The organism is Ideonella aquatica (assembly GCF_018069755.1).
Classification (GTDB): Bacteria; Pseudomonadota; Gammaproteobacteria; order Burkholderiales; family Burkholderiaceae_C; genus Ideonella; species Ideonella aquatica.
In genome coordinates this window covers 33,839-54,372 of record NZ_JAGQDE010000022.1, presented here as the reverse complement: position 1 = coordinate 54,372, position 20,534 = coordinate 33,839, and the positions used below count along the sequence as shown (strand labels likewise).

The following is a 20,534-nucleotide window of genomic DNA, read 5'->3' as shown; positions in this document are numbered from 1 at the left end:
CCGGTCAGCGCCGGGACGCGGCGGCCAGCGCCTCGCGCTCGTAGCGCGGATACAGGTGGGCCACGTTGCGCACGTACTCGGTGCGGAACGCGGCCCAAGCGCGGAATTCGTCGGGCACGGGCGCGCGCAGCAGGTCGTTCATCTCCCAGCCCTGCTGCGCGGCGCGGCGAAAGTGGCCGTCCAGCCACTGCAGGTAGCGCCGCGTCTGTGCCAGGCCGCGCGTGCCCTCGTGCACCGGCCCATGGCTGGGGACCACGGTGCGCAGGCCCTGGGTCTGCAGCGCGTCCAGGCTGGCCAGCCAGTCGGGGATGCGGGCGTGCGGCGTGGTGGGAATGCGGTCGGCAAAGACCAGGCCGCCGACGAAGGCCACGCCGCTGGCGCGGTCGAACAGCACCAGGTCGGAATCGGTGTGGCCGCGCCACTCGCGCAACTCCAGCTCGCGCGAGCCGATGCGCCAGCGCAGGCCCTCGGGCGGCACCACCAGGTCGGTGTCGGGCGCCAGGGTCTCGGTGCCCTTCATCCAGTCGCCGCACAGGCGGTAGAGGTTGGTTTCGTAGGCGGCCGCTTCGCGCGCCACGCCGGCCCGCGTGGTGGCGGTGGCGCGCCGTGGCACGTCGGCAAAGGCCTGGTCGCCCAGGAAGTAGTCGGGGTGCAGGTTGAGCTGCAGCACCTGCACCACCGGCTCGGGCGTGGTGCGGGCGATCAGGGCGCGCAGTTGCTGGCCATACAGCCGGCTCGGGCCGGTGTTGATGACCACCACCCCCGCACCGGTGGCGATGAAGCCGGTGTTGATGATGTTGCAGCCATTGGCCACGCTGAAGTCGTCGTTCGCGCCTTCGACCACCCACACGCCGGGCGCCAGCGCGCGCGCCTGCAGTCGGTAGTCCTGCGTGCCCACGTCGGGCGCGGCCTGCACGCACGAGGGCAGCGCTGCCAGCGCCACCAGCGCACAGGCCAACAGCAGCGCGCCCAGGGGCGTCTGGAGACCGGGCCACTTCATTCGAGCCGTCCGTCGATGCGGTTGCCGTTGTTGTCGGCGCCCACGATGCGTACGCCACCCGCGGGCGGGCTGCGGAAATCCAGGCTGAACACCGGGTTCTCGCTGACCGGCTCAAAGGCCTGCAGCCGGGCCAGCTCGCGCCCCTGCCCGTCCTGCACCGACAGGCGGTTGACGAAGAAGGCCGGCACACCGCCCACCAGGCCGGTGTCCATCGGGTGCATCACGCGCAGGCGCAAGCGCGCCGCCGGGCTGGAGGGGCCTTCGCTCTGCAGCGCAAAGACGCGGCCGCTGAGCTCACCCAACGTGCGCGACCAGCTTCCGTCCTTGCGGCTGTCACCGCTGACCGTGCAACCACCGCCGGCCGAGTCGATCTCGGTGCCGCCAACGTGCCACACGCCATCGGCGGTGCGCGCGGCGGCGCGGATCGGCGAAGCCTGCTCCAGCTTGAAGCGCAGCGACAGGCTGGGCAGCGCCAGCATCGGCTGGAAGGCCACCACCCGCTTGATCGGGTTGCGGTCGACCAGCACCACAATCTGCTCGATCGGGCCCAGCGCCGGATCGACACGCACGCTCACCGGCACGTTCATCGGGTCTTCGGCGAAGGCCGGGGCCTGCACCTGCACCCGCTGGTCATAGACCACCCGCCCGCCGCCCAGGTACTCGCGGCGCATGTCGATCCAGACGTGCGAGCGGTAGGGGTCGCCCTCGAACTCATCGGCGCGCGCGCCGAGGCCGCCGGCCAGCGCGGCGGCCGCCCCGAGCCAGCGCAGGCAGTCGCGACGCAGCAGCATGGTCAGCGCCCCAGTCCCAGGCGCAGGCCCAGCAGCACGCTGCGCGGTGCGCCCGGCTCGAAGAAGCGGCCGTTGCCGTCGTTGACGATCACGCTGCCGGCGTAGACCCGATCAGCCAGGTTGTCAACGCGCGCCAGCAACTCGGCGCGGGTGCCGTCGGGCAGCGTGTAGGCCTTGCGCCAGCGCAGCGCCAGCACGCCGTAGCCGCCGGCAAAGTCGGTGTTGCGGTCGTTCACCGCCACGCTGCCGGAGCCGCGCGCTTCCAGGCCGAATTCGCCCCAGCGCGCATCGCGCCAGGCCACTTCGGCAAAGCCGGTGCTGCGCGGCGCACCGGCCACGCGGTTGCCAGCCGCCACATCGGCGGTGGGCGCGGTACAGGGCGTGCCAGCGCAGGTCTTGAAGGCATCCAGGTAGGTGGCGTCCAGCCAGGTCAGCGCGGTGGCCGCGCGCCAGCCGCTGGCCGGGCGCCAGGCGGCCGACAGCTCGGCGCCCTGGCGGCGGGTGCGGCCCACGTTCTGGAAGCTGGAGCGGCCGCCGCTGTTGGTGGCGGTGCTCAGTTCGTCGTCGACCTGGGTGTGGAACAGCGTGGCATCGAGCTGCCAGGCCTGGGCGCGCCAGCGCGCACCCAGCTCGGCCTGGCGGCTGGTCTGGGCCTTCAGCGCGGTGTTGAAGCCGCCCTGGCCGTCGGGCCGGTAGGCCAGCTCGCCCAGCGTGGGCGCCTCCACACCCCGGGCCACGCTGGCATGCAACTGCCAGCCTGGCGCGGCCTGCCAGCGCAGGCCCAGCACCGGGTTGGTGTAGGTGTAGCTGACCTCGCCGGAGTCGTCGCCGTTGGCCAGGTAGGCATCATCCGCCGACAGGCTGACCTTGCCGTGGCGCAGGCCGGCACTCAGCGCCAGCGTGGGGCTCAGCTGCCAGTCGGCCTGGGCGAACACATCGCGGGTGTCGGCGCGGTCGACCTCGTCGCGCCGCAGGCGACCGGTCACGCCCAGCGTGCTGCCGATGAAGTTCTCATAGCCGCGGCGGTCATCGCGCTGGCTGTCGAGCGCCGCACCAACCACCAGGTCCAGCGCGTCCCAGCCCCAGCGCAGCCGGGCCTCGGCGCCATGGAAGCCGCGGTCGAAGTCGACCACGCCGCCGCCATGGCGCGGGCTGCCCTGCGCCGCCACCGGGATGGCCTGCCACTGCGTCACACTGCGCTGGCCGCTGTAGCCCGCCAGGCTGGCCTCGCGCAGCGCGCCGGCGTCGAAGCGGTGCGTCCAGCTGCCGCCCACCTGGGTCTGGGCCAGTTCCTTGCGGGTGTTGAAGTCCAGCGCCACCTGCGCGGTCTGGTAGGGATCGGCGTCGAAGTCGGCGCGGTTCAGGCCCAGCGCGTCCTGCGCGTTCTGGCGCAGATGGTTGAGTTGCAGCACGACGCGGTCGTTGCCCTCTTCCCAGGCGCCGCGCAGTGTGCCCAGCGTGCGCTTGGCGGCGCTTTGCGGCCGGAAGCCGTCCAGCGTCATCTGCGTCAGCGAGGCGCGCACGCCAATGCCTGCGGTCGTCAAGGCGCCCACCGAGGCGCGCACCTGACGCAGGCCATCACTGCCGCCGTCGACGCTGAAGTCGGCCTCGGGGCCCTTGACCGGCGCGCTGAACAGCGAGATCACGCCGCCCGAGCTGTTGCCATACAGCGCCGAGAACGGCCCGCGCAGCACCTCGATGCGCTGCGCATTGACCAGGTCGAACTGCGAGACCTGGCCCTGGCCGTCGGGGCCGCTGGCCGGGATGCCGTCGGTGTACAGGCGGATGCCACGCACGCCGAAGCCGGCCCGCGCGCCAAAGCCGCGGGCGCTGATCTGCAGGTCCTGGGCGTAGTTGCTGCGGTTGTTGACGACGACGCCGGGCACGCGGCCGATGGCCTCGCTGAGGTTGATGCCCGGGCCGGCGGCGCTGATCGTGTCGCGGTCGACCACGCCGATCGCGAAGGGCACCAGGTCGGCGGCGCGCGGCGCGGCGCTGCCGCTGACCACCACCTGGGTGGCGGCGGCGTCCTGGGCCTGGACGGACGGAAGACAAGCGGCCAGCGCGGCCAGCGCGACAGGGCGGAGCAGGGAACAGTGGTGTCGAATCATGGGGCGCGATTGAGCAGCAGCCGACTCGGCCGCGATCTGATCCGCATCAGACCCGGACGGCGCGCGCCCGCAAAGCTCGCGAAAACCCCGAGCGCTGCGCCAGGACGTGACACTGCCCAGCGCGCGCGCTGGCGCCGCCCCGGATCAGGGCTTGCCCCAGGTGTGGGAACTACACCACGCAGCCGGCCGTGACGCTGGTCGCCGCGCCGCCCACGAAGCGGGGCTCGGGAATCGCCCAGCCGTAGCGGATGGCCGTCAGCTCGGCCAGGATGGACACCGCGATCTCGGGGGGCGTGCGCGCGCCGTTCTTGATGCCCACCGGGCCGTGCAGCCGCGCCAGCTCGGCCTCGGTCATGCCGAAGTGCTCGGCCAGGCGCTGCTTGCGCTTGGCCTGGTTGACGCGCGAGCCGATCGCACCGACGTAGAAGCAGGGGCTCTTGAGCGCCTCCATCAGCGCCAAATCGTCCAGCTTGGGGTCGTGGGTCAGGGCGATCACCGCGGTGTGGGCATCGGGCTTCATCGCGATCACCGCGTCGTCGGGCATCTCGCGGGTGCGCTGCACGCCGGGCAGCTCGGGCAGGTACTCCTCGCGCGGATCGCAGACCGTGACCTGGTAGTCCAGCGCCTGCGCCATCTGCGCCAGGTAGACCGTCATCTGGCCGGCGCCGATCACCATCAGGCGCCAGTGCGGGCCGTGGGTGGAGACCAGCGTGGTCTCGTCCAGCAACACGGTATCGGCACCCTCGGCCGGGGCCAGCGTGACCGCGCCGCTGTGCATGTCCAGCGTGCGCCGCACGCGTTGGCCGCTGGCCAGGCGCTGCAGCAGGTCCTCGACCAGGCTGTGCGCCGCCAGCGGCTCCAGCACCAGCTCCAGCGTGCCGCCGCAGGGCAGGCCGAAGCGCGCGGCCTCGTCGCCCGACACACCGTAGCGCACCACCTGCGGCGCATCGGCCACCAGCGCCTTCTCGCGCATGCGGGCGATCAGGTCGTCCTCGATGCAGCCGCCCGACACCGAGCCGGCGATCTGGCCGTCATCACGCACCGCCACCACCGCGCCCACCGGCCGCGGCGCCGAGCCCCAGGTGCGGGTGATCGTGCCCATCACCACCGCATGGCCGGCCTCGCGCCAGGTCACGACCTGGCGCAGCACCTGCAGATCCACGTTGTCCATCGCTCGATTCTGATCCGGGTCCGCTGCCCCTGCAGCCTCAGGCCGCATTAGGCCCCTGGGCACGGTCGGGCAGGCGCGCGTCTTTCCCTTATGCAGATCCCTGCATAGCGCGCAAACCCACCCATGCACTGTCACCCATGCACGCGATTTCATAAGTGTTTCCGGGACAAGCCAAGGACCGGCGCCCTGCCTAGCATCGTCGCGGTCGCGGGGCTGAACCCGCACGCCATCCAACCGCCAGGAGACAAGGCATGACCACGATCACGTTGAAGGTCAACGGCCAGAGCGTCACGAAGGACGTCGAGCCGCAGACCCTGCTCGTCGAATTCATCCGCGAGACACTGCGCCTGACCGGCACCCACGTCGGTTGCGACACCGCCCAGTGCGGCGCCTGCACCGTGCACCTCAACGGCCGCGCGGTAAAGAGCTGCAACATGCTGGCCGTACAGGCCCACGGCGCCGATGTCATGACCATCGAGGGCCTGGCCGCCGCCGACGGCACGCTGCACCCGATGCAGGTGGCGTTCAACCAGTGCCATGGCCTGCAGTGCGGCTTCTGCACCCCCGGCATGGTGATGAGCGCGGTCGACCTGGTGAAGCACCATGGGGCGGCCTCCGACGAATCGGTGCGCGCCGGCCTGGAAGGCAACATCTGCCGCTGCACCGGCTACCAGAACATCGTCAAGGCCGTGCGCAGCGCGGCCGCCCAGGGCTGAGCGCAGGAGGCACGACCCATGAACGCACCCCAAGGATTCATCGGCAAGTCGGTCGTCCGCCGTGAGGACACCCGCTTCCTGACCGGCCGCGGCCAGTACACCGACGACATCACCCTGCCCGGCCAGACCTTCGGCTACTTCCTGCGCAGCCCCTATGCGCACGCCCGGATCAAGTCGCTCGACACCAGCGCCGCAGCGGCGGCGCCCGGCGTGGTGGGCATCCTCACCGGCGATCACTTCAAGGCGGTGGGCGGCCTGCCCTGCGGCTGGCTGATCAACAGCCTGGACGGCAGCCCGATGAAGGAGCCCAAGCACCCGGTGCTGGCCGACGGCAAGGTGCGCTACGTGGGTGACCGCGTGGCGCTGGTGGTGGCCGAGACGCTGGAGCAGGCCAAGGCTGCCGCCCAGCTGATCGAGGTGGACTACGACGAGCTGCCACCGGTCATCAACCCCGCGGGCGCCACCAGCGCCCCGGCCAACGTGCACGACGACGCGCCGGGCAACCTCTGCTACCACTGGGGCATTGGCGACAAGGATGGCGTCGAGGCCGCGTTCAAGGGCGCCGCCCACATCACCACGCTGAAGTTCAGGAACAACCGGCTGGCGCCCAACGCCATGGAGCCGCGCTGCGCCAACGCCAGCTACAGCCGCGCCGACGACAACTACACGCTCTATGTGGCCAACCAGAACCCGCACGTCGAGCGCCTGCTGATGTGCGCGTTCGTGCTGGGCATCCCCGAGCACAAGATGCGCGTGGTGGCGCCCGACGTGGGCGGTGGCTTCGGCAGCAAGATCTTCCTCTACGGCGAAGAGACCGCACTGGTCTTTGCCAGCAAGCTGCTGAACCGGCCGATCAAGTGGACCAGCGAGCGTGGCGAGGCCTTTCTCTCCGACGCCCACGGCCGCGACCATGACAGCCTGGCCGAGCTGGCGCTGGACAAGGACGGCCACTTCCTGGCCCTGCGCGCCACTACCACGGCCAACATGGGCGCCTACCTGTCCACGTTCGCCTCGTCGATTCCCACCATCCTGCACGCCACGCTGCTGGCCGGCCAGTACAAGACGCCCAAGATCTGGTGCGAGGTGACCTCGGTCTTCACCAACACCAGCCCGGTAGACGCCTACCGCGGCGCCGGCCGCCCCGAGGCCACCTACCTGCTCGAGCGCATCGTCGAGACCGCGGCTCACGAGATGGGCATTGATCCGGCCGAGATCCGCCGCCGCAACTTCATCACCGAGTTCCCCTACGCCACCCCGGTCGGCCTGACCTACGACACCGGCGACTACAACGCCACGCTGACCCGTGCGATCGAGCTGGCTGACGTGGCCGGCTTCCCGGCGCGCAAGGCCGCTTCCGAGGCCAAGGGCCTCAAGCGTGGCCTGGGCTACTCGGCCTACATCGAGGCCTGCGGCATCGCGCCGTCCAGCGTGGCGGGCGCGCTGGGCGCCCGGGCCGGCCTGTTCGAGGCCGGCGAGGTGCGTGTGCATCCCACCGGCAAGGTCACCATCTTCACCGGCGCCCACAGCCACGGCCAGGGCCATGAGACCACCTTCGCGCAGGTCGTGGCCGACAAGCTGGGCATCCCGCTGGAGGACGTGTCCATCGAGCACGGTGACACCGGCAAGGTGCTGTTCGGCATGGGCACCTACGGCAGCCGCTCGCTGGCCGTGGGTGGCACCGCCATGGTCAAGGCGCTGGACAAGGTCATCGCCAAGGGCAAGAAGATCGCCGCCCACCTGATGGAGGCCGCCGACACCGACGTCGCCTTCGAGAACGGCGTCTTCAAGGTGGCGGGCACCGACAAGAGCGTGCCATTCGCGGCGGTCGCGCTGACCGCCTACGTGCCGCACAACTTCCCGCACGACAAGCTGGAACCCGGCCTCAACGAGAACGCCTTCTACGACCCCAGCAACTTCACCTACCCGGCCGGCAGCTACATCTGCGAACTGGAGGTCGACCCCGCCACCGGCGTGGTGCGGCTGGACCGCTTCACCGCGGTGGATGACTTCGGCAACGTGGTCAACCCGATGATCGTCGAGGGCCAGGTGCACGGCGGTCTGGCGCAGGGCATCGGCCAGGCACTGCTGGAGCACGCCGTCTATGACGAGGAAACCGGCCAGCTGCTGACCGGCAGCTACATGGACTACGCGATGCCGCGCGCCGACGACCTGTGCCACTTCACGGTGGAAACCGCCAAGGGCACGCCCTGCACCCACAACCCGCTGGGCGTGAAGGGCTGCGGCGAAGCCGGCGCGATCGGCTCGCCGCCCGCGGTGATCAACGCCATCTGCAACGCGCTGGGCGTGAAGGACGTGCCGATGCCGGCCACGCCCTTCACCGTCTGGAAGGCCGCCAACGGCCAGGCCTGATCCCACCGAGCACAGGAGACACTCATGCAAGCATTCGCCTACCAGAACCCGGCCTCGGTGGCCGCCGCCGTCGGCGCCGCCGGCGGCGACGCCAAGTTCCTGGCCGGTGGCCAGTCGCTGCTGGCCGCGATGAAGCAAGGCCTGGCCGCGCCCTCGGGCCTGGTCGACCTGGGCGCTATCGCCGAGCTCAAGGGCATCACCGTCAGCGGTGGCACCGTCACCATCGGCGCGATGACCACCCATGCCGAGGTCGCCGCATCCGCCGCCGTGCGCCAGGCCATCCCGGCGCTGGCCGACCTGGCCGGCAACATCGGTGACCGCCAGGTGCGCAACCGCGGCACGATCGGCGGCAGCCTGGCCAACAACGACCCGGCCGCCTGCTACCCGGCCGCCGTGCTGGGCCTGGGCGCCACCATCAAGACCGATCGCCGCAGCATCGCCGCCGACGACTTCTTCCAGGGCCTGTACACCACGGCGCTGGAAGAGAACGAGATGATCGTCTCGGTCAGCTTCCCGGTGCCGGCCAAGGCCGGCTGGCAGAAGTTCAAGCAGCCGGCCTCGCGCTTCTCGATCGTTGGCGTTTTCGTCAGCCAGGGCCCGCAAGGCGTGCGCGTGGCGGTGACCGGCGCCGGTGCCGGCGTCTTCCGCGCCAGCGGCATCGAGCAGGCCCTGAGCGGCAGTTGGAGTGCCGCCGCCGCGCAGGGCGTGAAGGTCAGCGCCGACGGCCTGTCCAGCGACCTGCATGGCTCGGCCGAGTACCGCGCCGCACTGATCCCGGTGCTGGCCGGCCGCGCGGTAGCCGCCAGCTAAGCGTCGGCGCATCGCCCCACCGAAACGCCGCACGCCGTGCGGCGTTTCTCTTCCATCCGCAGCGCATCCCATGGCCTCGACCGACCTGCCCACCAGCATCGACGACACCGTCGCCCGCCTCACTGCACTTGACTACGTGCCCAGCCGCGAACTGGCCACCACCGTCTACCTGGCGCTGAAGCTGCAGCGCCCGCTGTTCCTGGAGGGCGAGCCCGGCACCGGCAAGACCGAGATCGCCCGCACGCTGGCCGCGATGCTGGGCCGCCCGCTGATCCGGCTGCAGTGCTACGAGGGGCTGGACCTGGCCGGCGCCGCCTACGAGTGGAACTACGCCCGCCAGATGCTGGAGATCCGCTTGCAGGAGGGCAGCACTGCCGACCGCCAGCAGTTGGCCAGCGAACTCTTCAGCCAGCGATTCCTGATCGGACGTGCGCTGCTGCAGGCGATCGACCCGACGCAGCCGGTGCCGCCGGTGCTGCTGATCGACGAGCTCGACCGCGCGGATGAACCCTTCGAGGCCTTCCTGCTGGAGGTGCTGTCCGACTTCCAGATCACCATCCCCGAGCTGGGCACGATCAAGGCGGCGGAGCCGCCCATTGTCGTGCTCACCAGCAACCGCACGCGCGAGGTGCACGACGCCGTCAAGCGCCGCTGCCTGTACCACTGGGTGGATTTCCCCGATCTGCCGCGCGAGCTGGCCATCCTGGAGCGCCGCGTGCCCGGCGCCGGCCGTGCGCTGGCGCAGGAGATCGTCGCCTTCATCCACCGCCTGCGCCAGCTCGACCTGTACAAGCTGCCCGGCGTGGCCGAGACCATCGAGTGGACCCGCGCGCTGCTGGCGCTGGACGCGATGGTGCTGGACCCCGAGCTGATCAGCCACACGCTGGGCGTGCTGCTGAAGTACCAGGATGACATCGCCAAAGTGGCGGGCTCCGAAGCGGCGCGCCTCCTCAATGAGGTCCGTGACGCCATGCGCGGCGCCGTGTCATGACAGCCCCCACGTCGCTTCGCTCCTGCCCCCCGAGGGGGCTGGCAGCCGCCTTGAGGCGGCTCTGCGCCGGCTGCGGCGCCTGACACCCATGCTGCTGGCGCCCCGGGTTGAATCACTGCCCGGCCACCTGGCCGAGAACGTGCTGCACTTCGCGCGCGTGCTGCGCCACGCCGGCCTGCCGGTGGGCACTGACCGGGTGCAGCTGGCGCTGACGGCGCTGCGCCACGGCGGACTGGAAAGCAAGCGCGACTTCCACGCCGCGCTGGCCGCCTGCTTCATCGACCGCGCCGAGCACCGCACGCTGTTCGACCAGGCTTTCCACATCTTCTGGAAGGACCCCGACCTGGAAGGCCGCATGCGCGCGCTGCTGCTGCCCAAGGTCCAGACCCACGAGAGGGCCGCCGACGCGCCGCCCGAGAACCGGCGCCTGGCCGGCGCGCTGTTCCCGAACATGCCCGAGCGGCCCTCGACCGAACCGCCACGCGAGCGCATCGATGTCCAGGCCACCCTGACCTTCTCCGAGCGCGAGGTGCTGCGGCAGAAGGACTTCGACACCATGACCAAGGACGAGTGGCAGCAGGCCCGCCAACTGCTGCAGCGCCTGGCCACTTTCTTCGAGCCACTGCCCACGCGGCGCCAGCAGCCTGCCGCACGCGGCACGCCTGACTGGCGCGCCAGCCTGGCCGCGATGGCCCGCCTGGGCGGCGACACCTGGGTCATGCGCCACCGCCAGCCGCGCCGCCGGCCCGCGCCGCTGGTGGTGCTGGCGGACATCTCGGGCTCGATGAGCAACTACTCGCGCATGCTGTTGCACTTCACCCATGCGCTGAGCCACGCCGACCTGCGCGTACACAGCTTCGTCTTCGGCACCCGGCTCACCCCCATCACCCGCGCGCTGCGCCAGCGCGACCCCGACATCGCCGTGGGCAGCGTGGCGCGCCAGGTGGTGGACTGGTCGGGCGGCACGCGGCTCTCGGCCAGCCTGCACAGCTTCAACCGCCACTGGGCGCGGCGCGTGCTGTCGAGTCGCTCCACGGTGCTGCTGATCACCGACGGCCTGGAGCACGGCGACACCGCCGCACTCGGCTTCGAGACCGAGCGCCTGGCCAAGAGCTGCCGCCAGCTCGTCTGGCTGAACCCGCTGCTGCGCTATGACGCCTTCGAGGCCCGCGCCGCCGGCATCCAGGCGATGCGGCCGCATGTGCACCGCTTCCTGCCCGTCCACAACCTGGCCAGCCTGCAGGCGCTGGCCGAGGTGCTCGCCGGCCGTGCCGGCCCCGTACCCGCCCTTTGAACACCAGAACGAAAGGACCCACCCGATGGACATGACCAGCCAGCAAGCCCTGCCCGTATCGCAGGCCATCGCCTGGGAGGCACTGAACGACATCGCCATGCTGCAGGCCGCCATCCCCGGCTGCGAAAGCATCACGCCCACCGAGCCCGATCACTACGACGTGGCCATCACCGCCGCCATCGGCCCGGTCAAGGCCAAGTTCAAGGGCAAGCTGCGCATCGAGGACAAGCAGGCGCCCAGCGGCTACGGCATCCACTTCGAGGGCCAGGGCGGTGCCGCCGGCCATGGCAAGGGCCACGCCACGGTGACGCTCGAGCCCACCGGCGCCCACCAGACAATGCTGCACTACACCGCCCACGCCACCGTGGGCGGCAAGATCGCGCAGCTGGGCTCGCGCCTGGTGGACATGGCGGCGCAGAAGATGGCGGCGGACTTCTTCGCCAATTTCAACGCCGCACTGGAAGCCAAGTATCCGCCGCCCGCCACCACGGAGGTCGCCGCCCCCGCCCAGGCCCCCGCCAGCGGCGGCGGCCTGTTCGGCGGCCTGCTGGCCTGGCTGAAGCGCCTGTTCGGCGGCTGATCAGGCGCCGTCGCGCCACCCCTGCCACAGCAGGCGCGCGCCATAGGTGCCCACCACCAGCCCCGAGCCGCGGTTGAACGCCCGCGCATGGCGCAGCCAGGCCTTCTGCACCGCGCGCTGCGACAGCGCCCAGGCCAGGCCGCCGTGCCACAGCACCGAGTTGCCGAAGACCAGCGCCACCGCCGCCGCAGACAGCAGCACCGACGGATTCAGCGGCATCGCGGTGGCGAACACGCTGCCGTAGAACAGCGCGATCTTCGGGTTCAGCATCGAGGTGGTAAAGCCCACCCGAAAGGCCGCCACGCGCGACAGCCCGCTGGCATCAGCCGCCGCCTGTGGCGCCCCGGCGCGCCACAGCTTCCAGGCCAGTTGCAGCAGGTACAGGCCGCCCGCCACCTGCACCCCCAGGCGCAGCGCCGGGTGCGCGGCGAACACCACGCCCACCCCCAGCACCGCCAGCAGCGCCCAGCACAGCGTGCCCAGCGTCATGCCCCCCACGGCGGCCAGCGCGCGGTCGCGGCTGCCGCCGGCGGCCAGTTGGCCGATCAGCACGAAGTTGAAGCCGGGCACCAGCAGCACGGCCCAGTGCAGCACGGCGATGGTGGCGAGTGAGGTCAGCATGAGCGCATGCTAACGTCGCTGTTCAGCCAGCCGCGCCCGCACCACCGCCTCGATCAGGTCCATCGGCAGCGGCTGGTCATGGCGCAACTGCAGGTTGCCCTTCGGGCCCGCCCAGGGCGCCAGCCGCGCGCGCAGCGCCGCGTCCCGCACCGGCGGGTACAGGCCGATGTGCTGCTGGAAGGCGGCGTAGTGCAGCACCACGCCGCCGCGAAACATGGTGGGCATGCGGTAGCTCAGCCGCTCCTGGCCATCGGGCACGCAGCGCTGCAGCAGCGCACGGATGTCGCGCAGGCGCTGGCGCACGGCCGCATCGGGCCAGTCCTCGATCCAGGCCTGCACGGCCGCTGCGCCTTCGTCCATCACGGTCTGCCTCCGGGGTCCATGGTGCACGACGAAGCAGGCCGGCGCCGATCGACGGCGCAGCGCCCTGTCGGGCCGGCGCAACGCGCAGGCGCCGCGCCGATGGCTATTTTTTGTAAGCCCTGGGGCGCGGGCCGAGGCCCGCCGCCCAGCCAGGCCCGGGTCAGACCCGGGCCTGCGTTAAGAAGCGTAAGCGCCAGCCCACCAACCCCGCCGCGGCCCCGGGTGGCTGCCCATGCCGGTGCGGCCAGGCGATGCTAGCCTGCGCCACCGAAGACGCGGTTGCCACGCGTCCGACCGATGGAGACCCTGTTGATGCGCACGCCCTTTCTGGCCACCTTGCTGGCGGCCACCCTGCTCGCCCCGGCCCAGGCCGGCACGCTGACGATCGAGAGCTGGCGCGTCGACGACAAGGCGCTGTGGGAGAGCACGCTGATCCCCGCCTTCCAGCGCAAGCACCCGGGCGTGGAAGTGAAGTTCGCCCCCACCGCACCCACCGAGTACGACTCCAGCCTGTCGGCCCGCCTGACCGGCGGCACCGCCGGCGACCTGATCGCCTGCCGGCCGTTTGACGTGTCGCTGGCGCTGTACAAAAAGGGCCACCTCGAGAAGCTCGACGGCCGCCCCGGCATGGAGCACTTCCCCGCCAGCGCCAAGGTGGCCTGGCAGACCGATGACGGCAAGGACAGCTACTGCATGCCGATGGCTTCGGTGATCCACGGCTTCTTCTACAACAAGGCCATCTTCCGCAAGCTCGCGCTGCAGCCGCCCAAGACCGAGGCCGAGCTGTTCGCGCTGCTGGAGGCGGTCAAGAAGGCCGGCGGCATCGCCCCGCTGGCACTGGGCACGGCCGACCAGTGGGAGGCCAACCAGATCGTCTTCACCAACCTGGGCCCGAACTACTGGCAGGGCGAGGCCGGCCGCAAGGCGCTGATCGCCGGCCAGGCCAAGTTCACCGACCCGGCGTTTGAAGGCGTGTTCGAGCTGATGTCGCGTCTGGGCGCCTACCTGCCCAAGGGCGCCAGCGCGCAGACCTATGGCGACAGCCAGAACCTGTTCGCGCTGGGCCGCGCCGCGGTCTACCCGGCGGGCTCCTGGGACATCGCCTACTTCAACCAGCAGGGTGTGGAGTTCGGCGCCTTCCCGCCGCCGGTGCGCAAGGCCGGCGACAAGTGCTTCATCTCCGACCATACCGACATCGGCATGGGCATCAACCGCAAGTCGAAGAACAAGGAGGACGCGCAGAAGTTCATCACCTGGCTGGGTTCGCAGGAGTTTGCCGATCTGTACACCAACAAGGTCACCGGCTTCTTCTCGCTGTCCAACCACCTGATCGCGGTGCGCGACCCGGTGGCCAAGCAGATGATGGACTGGCGCACCCAGTGCGGCTCCACCATCCGCCTGAACAGCCAGGTGCTCAACCGCGGCACGCCGCCGATGGAGAACGAACTCTGGAACGTCGGCGCGCAGGTGCTGAACGGCAAGCTCGCACCCAAGGACGCCGCCACCCGCATCCAGACCGGGCTGGCCAAGTGGCACAAGCCGGCGCAGTGACGCGGTCCTGCAACGCATGAGCCCTATGCGCCCCTCACCGCCAGTGCCCGGCTGGGTGCTGGCCGTGTTCCTGCTGCCGGCGGTCGCGATCTACGCCATCTTCAGCGCGCTGCCGCTGCTCGACACCCTGCGCCTGGGTCTGTTCGTCGCCGATGACAGCGGCGCCGCCCATTTCGCCGGCCTGGCCAACTTCCACACGCTGCTGACCGACCCCGACTGGTCGACGGCGTTCTGGAACGCGATGGGCAACAACCTGCGCTTTTTCGTGATCCACATGCTGGTGCAGAACCCGATCGCGCTGGGCCTGGCCGCGCTGCTGAGCCTGCGCGGCCTGCGCGGCGCCGCCGTCTACCGCACGCTGATCTTCCTGCCCACGCTGCTGTCGGTGGTGATCATCGGCTTCGTCTGGCAGCTGATGCTGTCGCCGCTGTGGGGCCTGGGCGAGCGCATGCTGGGCTGGGTGGGCCTGGCCGAGCACTTCCAGCCCTGGCTGGGCCAGGAGGAGACGGCGCTCACCACCCTCGCGCTGATCTCGGTGTGGCAGTACGTGGGCATGCCGATGATGCTGATCTATGCCGCGCTGATCGCGGTGCCCGAGGACATCATCGAAGCCGCGCATGTCGAAGGCGCCAGCGCCTGGCGCATCTTCTGGGCGATCCGCCTGCCGCTGATCTACCCCACGCTGGGCCTGGTCACCATCCTCACCTTCGTGGGCAACTTCAACGCCTTCGACCTGATCTACTCGGTCAAGGGCGCGCTGGCCGGACCGAACTTCTCCACCGACCTGCTGGGCACACTGTTCTACCGCAGCTTCTTCGGCTACCAGGCGCAGATCGGCAGCCCGCAGATGGGCGCGGCAGTGGCTACGCTGATGTTCCTGGTGATCCTGGGCGGCGTGGGTTTGTACTTTGCGCTGGTGCAGCGCCGACTGGTGCGCCATGCCCTCTAGTCCAGCCTCGCGCAAGCCGCCCTTGCTGAGCCGACCTCAGCCGATGGGCGCGGGGCCCGGCCTGGGCCGCGCCGGCGTGCACGCGCTGCTGCTGGGCTACACGCTGATCGCGCTGTTCCCGATCGCGCTGGTGATGATCAACGCGGTCAAGTCGCGCGCTGCGATCTTCGATGATCCACTGGCCCTGCCCACGGCCGAGAGTTTTTCGCTGGTGGGCTGGCACAAGGTGCTGGCGGCCACGGATTTCACCCACTACTTCGGCAACAGCCTGGTGGTGACGCTGGGCTCGCTGGTGCTGATCCTGCTGTTCGGCGCCATGGCCGCCTGGGCGCTGACCGAGTACGACTTCCGCGGCCGGCGCCTGCTGGCGCTGTTCATGGCCTTTGGCATCATGATCCCGATCCGGCTGGGCACGGTGTCCATCCTGGAGCTGGCGGTGCAACTGGACCTGGTCAACACGCTGACGGTGCTGGTGCTGGTCTACACCGCCCAGGGCCTGCCGCTGGCGGTGATGATCCTCTCCGAGTTCATCCAGCAGGTGCCCAGCGAGCTGAAGGACGCCGCGCGCTGCGACGGCGTGGGCGAGCTGCGCATCTTCTTCCAGGTGGTGCTGCCACTGATACGCCCCGCGGTGGCCACGGTGGCGGTGTTCACGATGATCCCGGCCTGGAACGACCTGTGGTTCCCGCTGATCTTGGCGCCGTCCGATTCCACCCGCACCGTCACGCTGGGCGTGCAGCAGTTCATCGGCCAGTACGTCACCGACTGGAACGCCGTGCTGGCCTCGCTGTCGCTGGCGGTGCTGCCCATCCTCGTGCTGTACGCGCTGTTCTCGCGCCAGCTCATCCGCGGCCTGACCTCAGGCGCCGTCAAATAAAGTCCCCCATGGCCCGCGTCCGCCTCTCCCGCATCCGCAAGTCCTACGATGGCCGCACCGATGTGCTGGCCGGCATTGACCTGGACATCGCCCACGGCGAATTCGTCGTGCTGCTGGGTCCGTCGGGTTGCGGCAAGTCCACGCTGCTGCGCCTGCTGTGCGGGCTGGAGCCAATCACCGAGGGCACGCTGGAGATCGGCGATCGCGTCGTCAACACGCTGCCGCCGGCCGAGCGCGGTATCGCCATGGTCTTCCAGAGCTATGCGCTGTACCCGCACATGACGGTGTGGAAGAACATGGCCTTCGGCCTGACGATCGCCGGCCAGAACAAGGCCGAGATCGATGCCCGCATCCGCCGCGCCGCGGGCATCCTGAAAATCGAACACCTGCTCGAGCGCCTGCCGCGCGAGCTCTCGGGCGGCCAGCGCCAGCGCGTGGCCATCGGCCGCGCCATCGTGCGCGAGCCGCAGCTCTTTCTGTTCGACGAGCCGCTGTCCAACCTCGACGCCGCGCTGCGCGTGCAGACGCGGCTGGAGATTGCCAAGCTGCACCGGCAACTGGACGCCACCATCGTCTACGTCACCCACGACCAGGTCGAGGCGATGACGCTGGGCGACCGCATCGTGGTCATGCACGAGGGCCGCATCCAGCAGGCCGGCACGCCGCTGCAGCTGTACCAGCAGCCCGCCAACCTGTTCGTCGCCGGCTTCATCGGCTCGCCGACAATGAACCTGCTGCCGGCCCGCGTGCTGAGCGCCGCGGCCGAGGGCGTGGTGCTGAGCCTGGGCGACGGCACGCAGCTGCGCGCCGCGGTGGACGGCAGCGGCCTGGCCGCCGGCAGCGCGGTCACGCTGGGCCTGCGCGCCGAGCACGCGCGCGAGGGCCACGGCGCCAGCGAGCATTTCAGCGGCCAGGTGCAGGCGGTCGAGCACCTGGGCGAGTCCAACCACATCTACCTGGCGCTGGCCGACGGCAGCGAACTGGTGATCCGTGGCGAGGGCGACCGCCCGGTCGATGCCGACGCGCCACTGCATTTCTCGGCCGATCCCGCGGCCTTCCATGTCTTCGATGCCCAGGGCCAGGCGCTGCGCCGGCTGCAGCCGGGCAATCTGCTGACCAGTGGCCGCTCGCGCGCCGCCGTGCCGGCATGAGGCGCGCCCTGGCTCTGGCGGCGCTGCTGCTGATGTCTGCCAGTGCGCCCGCTCAGACCGCCCAGACCGCCCAGACCGGCCAGTTGCAGTGGTCGGTGCTGCGCAACGGCCCGGTGGCCGGCCACCCCGACCCGTTGGGCCTGCTGGAGTTGCAGCTGAGCCTGCCCCCTGGGCTGGCACTGCCGGACACCGGCTGGTCGCTGTACCTCAGCACCGTCTCAGGCCTGCGCACCGGGCCGACCGACGGCGGCCTGGTGGTGGAGCAAGTCAAGGGCACCCACTACCGCGTGCGGCCGACCCAGCCGACGCCGCTGGCCGCCGGCCAAACGCTGACGCTGCGCCTGCTGGCGGGCGAGCCGATGCAGCGCGTTGACAAGGGCCCGCGTGGCGCCTACCTGGTGCTGGCTGCCGAGCCCGACCGCGCCTGGCCGCTGACCACCACGGCACGCCCCCTGGTGCCCGGCCCGGGCGACCCGCAGCCGCCCACGCCGGCCGAGCTGTATGCGCGCTACCAGCCCGCGGCCACGGCGGCAGTGGGGCCCCTGCCGCCGGTGTTTCCGCCACCGCTGCGCTGGCAGGCCGGCCCGGGCGGGTTGCGCTGGTCCACCCGCCCCGCGCTGCAGGCCGCGCCTGCGCTGCGCGCCGAGGCCACCCAACTGGCGCGCTGGCTGGACGAGCGCTGGCCTGGGCCCGCCGATGCCCGCCAGCCCCCGCTGCGCCTGCGCCTGGGCGCGGTGGCCGGCAGCACCTCGCCCGAGGCCTACCGGCTGCAGATCCACCCGCAGCGCGGCATCACGCTCACCGGCCGCAGCCCCGCCGGCGTGGCGCGCGGCCTGCAATCGTTGCGCGACCTGTGGCCGGCCCCGGGCGCCGCCTGGCCGGCGCTGGACCTCACCGATGCACCGCGCTTTGCCGTGCGCGGCCTGCTGGTCGACATCGCGCGCAACTTCCAGTCGCCCGACACCCTGCGCCACACGCTGGCGCTGATGGCTCGGCTGAAGCTCAACACGCTGCACCTGCACCTGACGGATGACGAGGGCTGGCGCCTGGCCATCCCCGGCCTGCCCGAGCTCACCGACTACGGCGCCCGCCGCGGCCACAGCGCCGACCCCTGGCGCCACCTGCCGCCGGCCCACGGCTCCGGCGGCGACGTCCATGATGCGCACGGCAGCGGTCACCTCAGCCGCGCCGACTACATCGCGCTGCTGCGCGAGGCCGCCGCGCTGCAGATCACCGTGCTGCCAGAAATCGAAATGCCCGGCCACGCCCGCGCCGCCGTGTGGGCCATGGCCGCGCGCGAGCACGCACTGGCCGCGCAGGGCCGGCCCGATGCCGCGCAGTACCGGCTGCGCGACCCGTCCGATCCGTCGGTCTACCGCTCGGCCCAGCTGCACACCGACCATGTGATGGACCCCGGCCTGCCCGGCACCTACGCCTTCATCGACAAGGTGGTGGCCGAGATCGCCGCGATGCACCGCGAGGCCGGCGTGCCGCTGCGGCGCATTCACCTGGGCGCCGACGAGCTGCCCGGCAAAGCCTGGAGCGCCTCGCCCGCCAGCCTCGAGACCATCCGCCGCCTGGGCCTGCGCGACCGCGATGGCCTGTGGAACCACTTCTACCAGCGCGTCGACGGCATCGCCCGCCGCCATGGCGCACGCGTCGATGGCTGGGAGGAGCTGGGCGCGGTGCGCCGCCCGCACGTGAACAGCAACGGCGCAGGCAGCCGGCTGGAACCCAACCCGGTGTTCCTGGGCCGCGGCATGCGGCTGTTCGTCTGGAACAACCTGGACGACTCCGACGACCTGGCCTACCGCCTGGCCAATGCCGGCCACGACGTGGTGCTGGCCCCGGCCACGCGCCTGTACTTCGACATGGCGCATGACGCCGAGCCCAACGAGGTGGGCGTCAACTGGGCCGCGCTGACCGACCTGCAGCAGACCTGGTCCTTCATCCCGCTGGACGATCTGCGCGCGCAGCCCACCGACCCCAGGCCCCTGCCCGGCCGTGCCACGCTGAGCACCAGCGGCCGCCGGCATGTGCTGGGCCTGGAGGCCACGCTGTTCTCGGAAGTCGTGCGCGAGCCCGCCACGATGCAGCGCCTGCTGCTGCCGCGCCTGCTGGCCCTGGCCGAGCGGGCCTGGTCGGCCGATCCCGCCTGGGCGCGCAGCCGCGTGCCGGCGGACGCCGCCGCCGGCCATGCGCAGGACTGGGCCCGCTTCACGCGGCAAGTGGGCACGCAGGTGCTGCCGCGCCTGCTGGCCGAGCAGCCGGGCCTGGCCTACCATGTGCCGCCCCCGGGCCTGCAGGTTGACGGCACGCGCACCCTCACCGCCACCGCCTGGCCCGACCTGCAGGTGCGCTACACCACCGACGGCAGCGATCCCGGCCCTGGCAGCCCGCTGGCCGGCCCCGACGGCATTCCCGCCACCACCGGCGTGCGCGCCGCCGCCTTCGGCCCGGGCGGCCAGCGCAGCCGCACCATCGCCCTGCCATGATGATCCACCGCCTGCTCCTGTCCCTGCTGCTGACCCTGCCCCTGATGAGCACCGCCGCCCCCCCGCCCGAGGACTGGGCCCAGCTGGGCCGCTACCGCGAGGCCAATGTCGCGCTGGGCGCGCCGCGCGCGGGTGAGGCCCGCGTGGTCGTGCTGGGCGATTCGATCACCGAGCACTGGAGCCACGACGCGCCCGATCCCTTTGCGCCCGGCGGCTGGATCAACCGCGGCATCAGCGGCCAGACCACGCCGCAGATGCTGCTGCGCCTGCGCCAGGACGTGATCGCGCTGGCGCCGCGGGTGCTGGTGATCATCGCCGGCACCAACGACATCGCCGGCAACACCGGCCCTGCCACCGTGGAGGCCATCGCCGGGAACATCGCCTCGATGGCCGAGCTGGCACGCGCGCATGGCATCCGCGTGGTGATCGGCACCGTGCCGCCGGCCAGCCGCTACTGGTGGGCACCCGCGATCGACCCGCGCGCGCCCATCATTGAACTGAACCACCTGCTGCGCCGCTACGCCCAGCAGCAAGGCCTGGTGCTGCTGGAGCTACACACGCCGCTGGCCGATGCCGACGGCGGCATCGCCCAGGCCCTGGCCGAGGACGGCGTGCACCCCACCGCCGCCGGCTACCGCGTGATGAGCGCCGCCGCGCGCGACGCGGTGCAGCGCGCCCTGGCCCGCTGACGCG

18 protein-coding genes are annotated in these 20,534 nt (G+C 71.3%); 12 read left to right on the top strand and 6 right to left on the bottom strand.

Going from position 1 to position 20,534, the window contains the following annotated elements:
* Window positions 1–4: 4 nt before the first annotated feature.
* The 4 genes from KAK06_RS19340 to KAK06_RS19325 all read right to left on the bottom strand — a co-directional run bounded on the left by KAK06_RS19340 (window position 5) and on the right by KAK06_RS19325 (window position 5,073).
* Window positions 5–1,000, bottom strand: coding sequence for a quinoprotein relay system zinc metallohydrolase 1 (locus KAK06_RS19340; protein WP_210803789.1), 996 nt, complete (start codon window positions 998–1,000; stop codon window positions 5–7).
* The gene (locus tag KAK06_RS19335; RefSeq protein WP_210803788.1) at window positions 997–1,791 is read right to left on the bottom strand and encodes a quinoprotein dehydrogenase-associated SoxYZ-like carrier; all 795 of its coding nucleotides are present in this window, start codon (window positions 1,789–1,791) and stop codon (window positions 997–999) included. Before KAK06_RS19335 ends, KAK06_RS19340 begins: the two co-directional genes overlap by 4 nt.
* A 2-nt stretch (window positions 1,792–1,793) precedes the next feature.
* A complete protein-coding gene (locus KAK06_RS19330) occupies window positions 1,794–3,902 on the bottom strand; it encodes a TonB-dependent receptor family protein (protein ID WP_210803787.1) in 2,109 nt (702 codons plus the stop codon).
* A gap of 169 nt (window positions 3,903–4,071) precedes the next feature.
* Window positions 4,072–5,073: an XdhC family protein gene (locus KAK06_RS19325; RefSeq protein WP_210803786.1), complete on the bottom strand. Its 1,002-nt coding sequence runs from the start codon at window positions 5,071–5,073 to the stop codon at window positions 4,072–4,074.
* A gap of 251 nt (window positions 5,074–5,324) precedes the next feature.
* Between KAK06_RS19325 and KAK06_RS19320 the strand changes: the two genes are divergently transcribed.
* From KAK06_RS19320 to KAK06_RS19295, 6 genes are all read left to right on the top strand, one after another.
* The gene (locus KAK06_RS19320) at window positions 5,325–5,789 is read left to right on the top strand and encodes a (2Fe-2S)-binding protein (RefSeq protein ID WP_210803785.1); all 465 of its coding nucleotides are present in this window, start codon (window positions 5,325–5,327) and stop codon (window positions 5,787–5,789) included.
* Window positions 5,790–5,807: 18 nt separating this feature from the next.
* Window positions 5,808–8,159, top strand: a complete 2,352-nt coding sequence (locus KAK06_RS19315; RefSeq protein ID WP_210803784.1) for a xanthine dehydrogenase family protein molybdopterin-binding subunit — start codon at window positions 5,808–5,810, stop codon at window positions 8,157–8,159.
* 24 nt (window positions 8,160–8,183) lie between these two features.
* Window positions 8,184–8,969, top strand: a complete 786-nt coding sequence (locus KAK06_RS19310; RefSeq protein WP_210803783.1) for an FAD binding domain-containing protein — start codon at window positions 8,184–8,186, stop codon at window positions 8,967–8,969.
* Between the two features lie 70 nt (window positions 8,970–9,039).
* Window positions 9,040–9,960, top strand: a complete 921-nt coding sequence (locus KAK06_RS19305; protein WP_210803782.1) for an AAA family ATPase — start codon at window positions 9,040–9,042, stop codon at window positions 9,958–9,960.
* An 88-nt stretch (window positions 9,961–10,048) separates the two neighbouring features.
* Window positions 10,049–11,254, top strand: a complete 1,206-nt coding sequence (locus tag KAK06_RS19300) for a vWA domain-containing protein (RefSeq protein WP_210803781.1) — start codon at window positions 10,049–10,051, stop codon at window positions 11,252–11,254.
* A gap of 25 nt (window positions 11,255–11,279) precedes the next feature.
* Window positions 11,280–11,834 carry an SRPBCC family protein gene (locus tag KAK06_RS19295; RefSeq protein ID WP_210803780.1) on the top strand — a complete coding sequence of 185 codons (555 nt, stop codon included), beginning with the start codon at window positions 11,280–11,282 and terminating at the stop codon, window positions 11,832–11,834.
* Here KAK06_RS19295 and KAK06_RS19290 read toward each other — a convergent pair whose 3' ends face one another.
* Together KAK06_RS19290 and KAK06_RS19285 are read right to left on the bottom strand one after the other, a co-directional pair.
* The gene (locus tag KAK06_RS19290) at window positions 11,835–12,455 is read right to left on the bottom strand and encodes a LysE family translocator (RefSeq protein WP_210803779.1); all 621 of its coding nucleotides are present in this window, start codon (window positions 12,453–12,455) and stop codon (window positions 11,835–11,837) included.
* A 9-nt stretch (window positions 12,456–12,464) separates the two neighbouring features.
* Entirely contained in the window at window positions 12,465–12,815 is a 351-nt protein-coding gene (locus KAK06_RS19285; protein ID WP_210803778.1) for an iron chaperone, read from the bottom strand.
* A gap of 315 nt (window positions 12,816–13,130) precedes the next feature.
* On the opposite strand from KAK06_RS19285, the gene KAK06_RS19280 reads away from it, so the two are divergent.
* From KAK06_RS19280 to KAK06_RS19255, 6 genes are read left to right on the top strand one after another with little or no spacing between them, the layout of a single operon-like run.
* Window positions 13,131–14,369, top strand: coding sequence for an ABC transporter substrate-binding protein (locus KAK06_RS19280; RefSeq protein ID WP_247652984.1), 1,239 nt, complete (start codon window positions 13,131–13,133; stop codon window positions 14,367–14,369).
* 16 nt (window positions 14,370–14,385) lie between these two features.
* Window positions 14,386–15,318 (top strand): carbohydrate ABC transporter permease, encoded by a 933-nt coding sequence (locus tag KAK06_RS19275; protein WP_375140904.1) that lies wholly within the window; start codon window positions 14,386–14,388, stop codon window positions 15,316–15,318.
* A gap of 43 nt (window positions 15,319–15,361) precedes the next feature.
* Window positions 15,362–16,195 (top strand): carbohydrate ABC transporter permease, encoded by an 834-nt coding sequence (locus KAK06_RS19270; protein ID WP_247652989.1) that lies wholly within the window; start codon window positions 15,362–15,364, stop codon window positions 16,193–16,195.
* Between the two features lie 8 nt (window positions 16,196–16,203).
* Window positions 16,204–17,346 carry an ABC transporter ATP-binding protein gene (locus tag KAK06_RS19265; RefSeq protein ID WP_210803775.1) on the top strand — a complete coding sequence of 381 codons (1,143 nt, stop codon included), beginning with the start codon at window positions 16,204–16,206 and terminating at the stop codon, window positions 17,344–17,346.
* Entirely contained in the window at window positions 17,343–19,841 is a 2,499-nt protein-coding gene (locus KAK06_RS19260; RefSeq protein ID WP_210803774.1) for a family 20 glycosylhydrolase, read from the top strand. Before KAK06_RS19265 ends, KAK06_RS19260 begins: the two co-directional genes overlap by 4 nt.
* On the top strand, window positions 19,838–20,530 hold the full coding sequence (locus KAK06_RS19255) for a GDSL-type esterase/lipase family protein (RefSeq protein WP_210803773.1): 693 nt from the start codon (window positions 19,838–19,840) through the stop codon (window positions 20,528–20,530). Before KAK06_RS19260 ends, KAK06_RS19255 begins: the two co-directional genes overlap by 4 nt.
* Window positions 20,531–20,534: the final 4 nt, after the last annotated feature.

Excerpts from the sequence above, each read along its gene's own strand:
- KAK06_RS19340 (WP_210803789.1), bottom strand. The coding sequence starts at position 1,000 with ATGAAGTGGCCCGGTCTCCAGACGCCCCTGGGCGCGCTGCTGTTGGCC.
- KAK06_RS19335 (WP_210803788.1), bottom strand. The coding sequence starts at position 1,791 with ATGCTGCTGCGTCGCGACTGCCTGCGCTGGCTCGGGGCGGCCGCCGCG.
- KAK06_RS19330 (WP_210803787.1), bottom strand. The coding sequence starts at position 3,902 with ATGATTCGACACCACTGTTCCCTGCTCCGCCCTGTCGCGCTGGCCGCG.
- KAK06_RS19325 (WP_210803786.1), bottom strand. The coding sequence starts at position 5,073 with ATGGACAACGTGGATCTGCAGGTGCTGCGCCAGGTCGTGACCTGGCGC.
- KAK06_RS19320 (WP_210803785.1), top strand. The coding sequence starts at position 5,325 with ATGACCACGATCACGTTGAAGGTCAACGGCCAGAGCGTCACGAAGGAC.
- KAK06_RS19315 (WP_210803784.1), top strand. The coding sequence starts at position 5,808 with ATGAACGCACCCCAAGGATTCATCGGCAAGTCGGTCGTCCGCCGTGAG.
- KAK06_RS19310 (WP_210803783.1), top strand. The coding sequence starts at position 8,184 with ATGCAAGCATTCGCCTACCAGAACCCGGCCTCGGTGGCCGCCGCCGTC.
- KAK06_RS19305 (WP_210803782.1), top strand. The coding sequence starts at position 9,040 with ATGGCCTCGACCGACCTGCCCACCAGCATCGACGACACCGTCGCCCGC.
- KAK06_RS19300 (WP_210803781.1), top strand. The coding sequence starts at position 10,049 with ATGCTGCTGGCGCCCCGGGTTGAATCACTGCCCGGCCACCTGGCCGAG.
- KAK06_RS19295 (WP_210803780.1), top strand. The coding sequence starts at position 11,280 with ATGGACATGACCAGCCAGCAAGCCCTGCCCGTATCGCAGGCCATCGCC.
- KAK06_RS19290 (WP_210803779.1), bottom strand. The coding sequence starts at position 12,455 with ATGCTGACCTCACTCGCCACCATCGCCGTGCTGCACTGGGCCGTGCTG.
- KAK06_RS19285 (WP_210803778.1), bottom strand. The coding sequence starts at position 12,815 with ATGGACGAAGGCGCAGCGGCCGTGCAGGCCTGGATCGAGGACTGGCCC.
- KAK06_RS19280 (WP_247652984.1), top strand. The coding sequence starts at position 13,131 with ATGCGCACGCCCTTTCTGGCCACCTTGCTGGCGGCCACCCTGCTCGCC.
- KAK06_RS19275 (WP_375140904.1), top strand. The coding sequence starts at position 14,386 with ATGAGCCCTATGCGCCCCTCACCGCCAGTGCCCGGCTGGGTGCTGGCC.
- KAK06_RS19270 (WP_247652989.1), top strand. The coding sequence starts at position 15,362 with ATGGGCGCGGGGCCCGGCCTGGGCCGCGCCGGCGTGCACGCGCTGCTG.
- KAK06_RS19265 (WP_210803775.1), top strand. The coding sequence starts at position 16,204 with ATGGCCCGCGTCCGCCTCTCCCGCATCCGCAAGTCCTACGATGGCCGC.
- KAK06_RS19260 (WP_210803774.1), top strand. The coding sequence starts at position 17,343 with ATGAGGCGCGCCCTGGCTCTGGCGGCGCTGCTGCTGATGTCTGCCAGT.
- KAK06_RS19255 (WP_210803773.1), top strand. The coding sequence starts at position 19,838 with ATGATGATCCACCGCCTGCTCCTGTCCCTGCTGCTGACCCTGCCCCTG.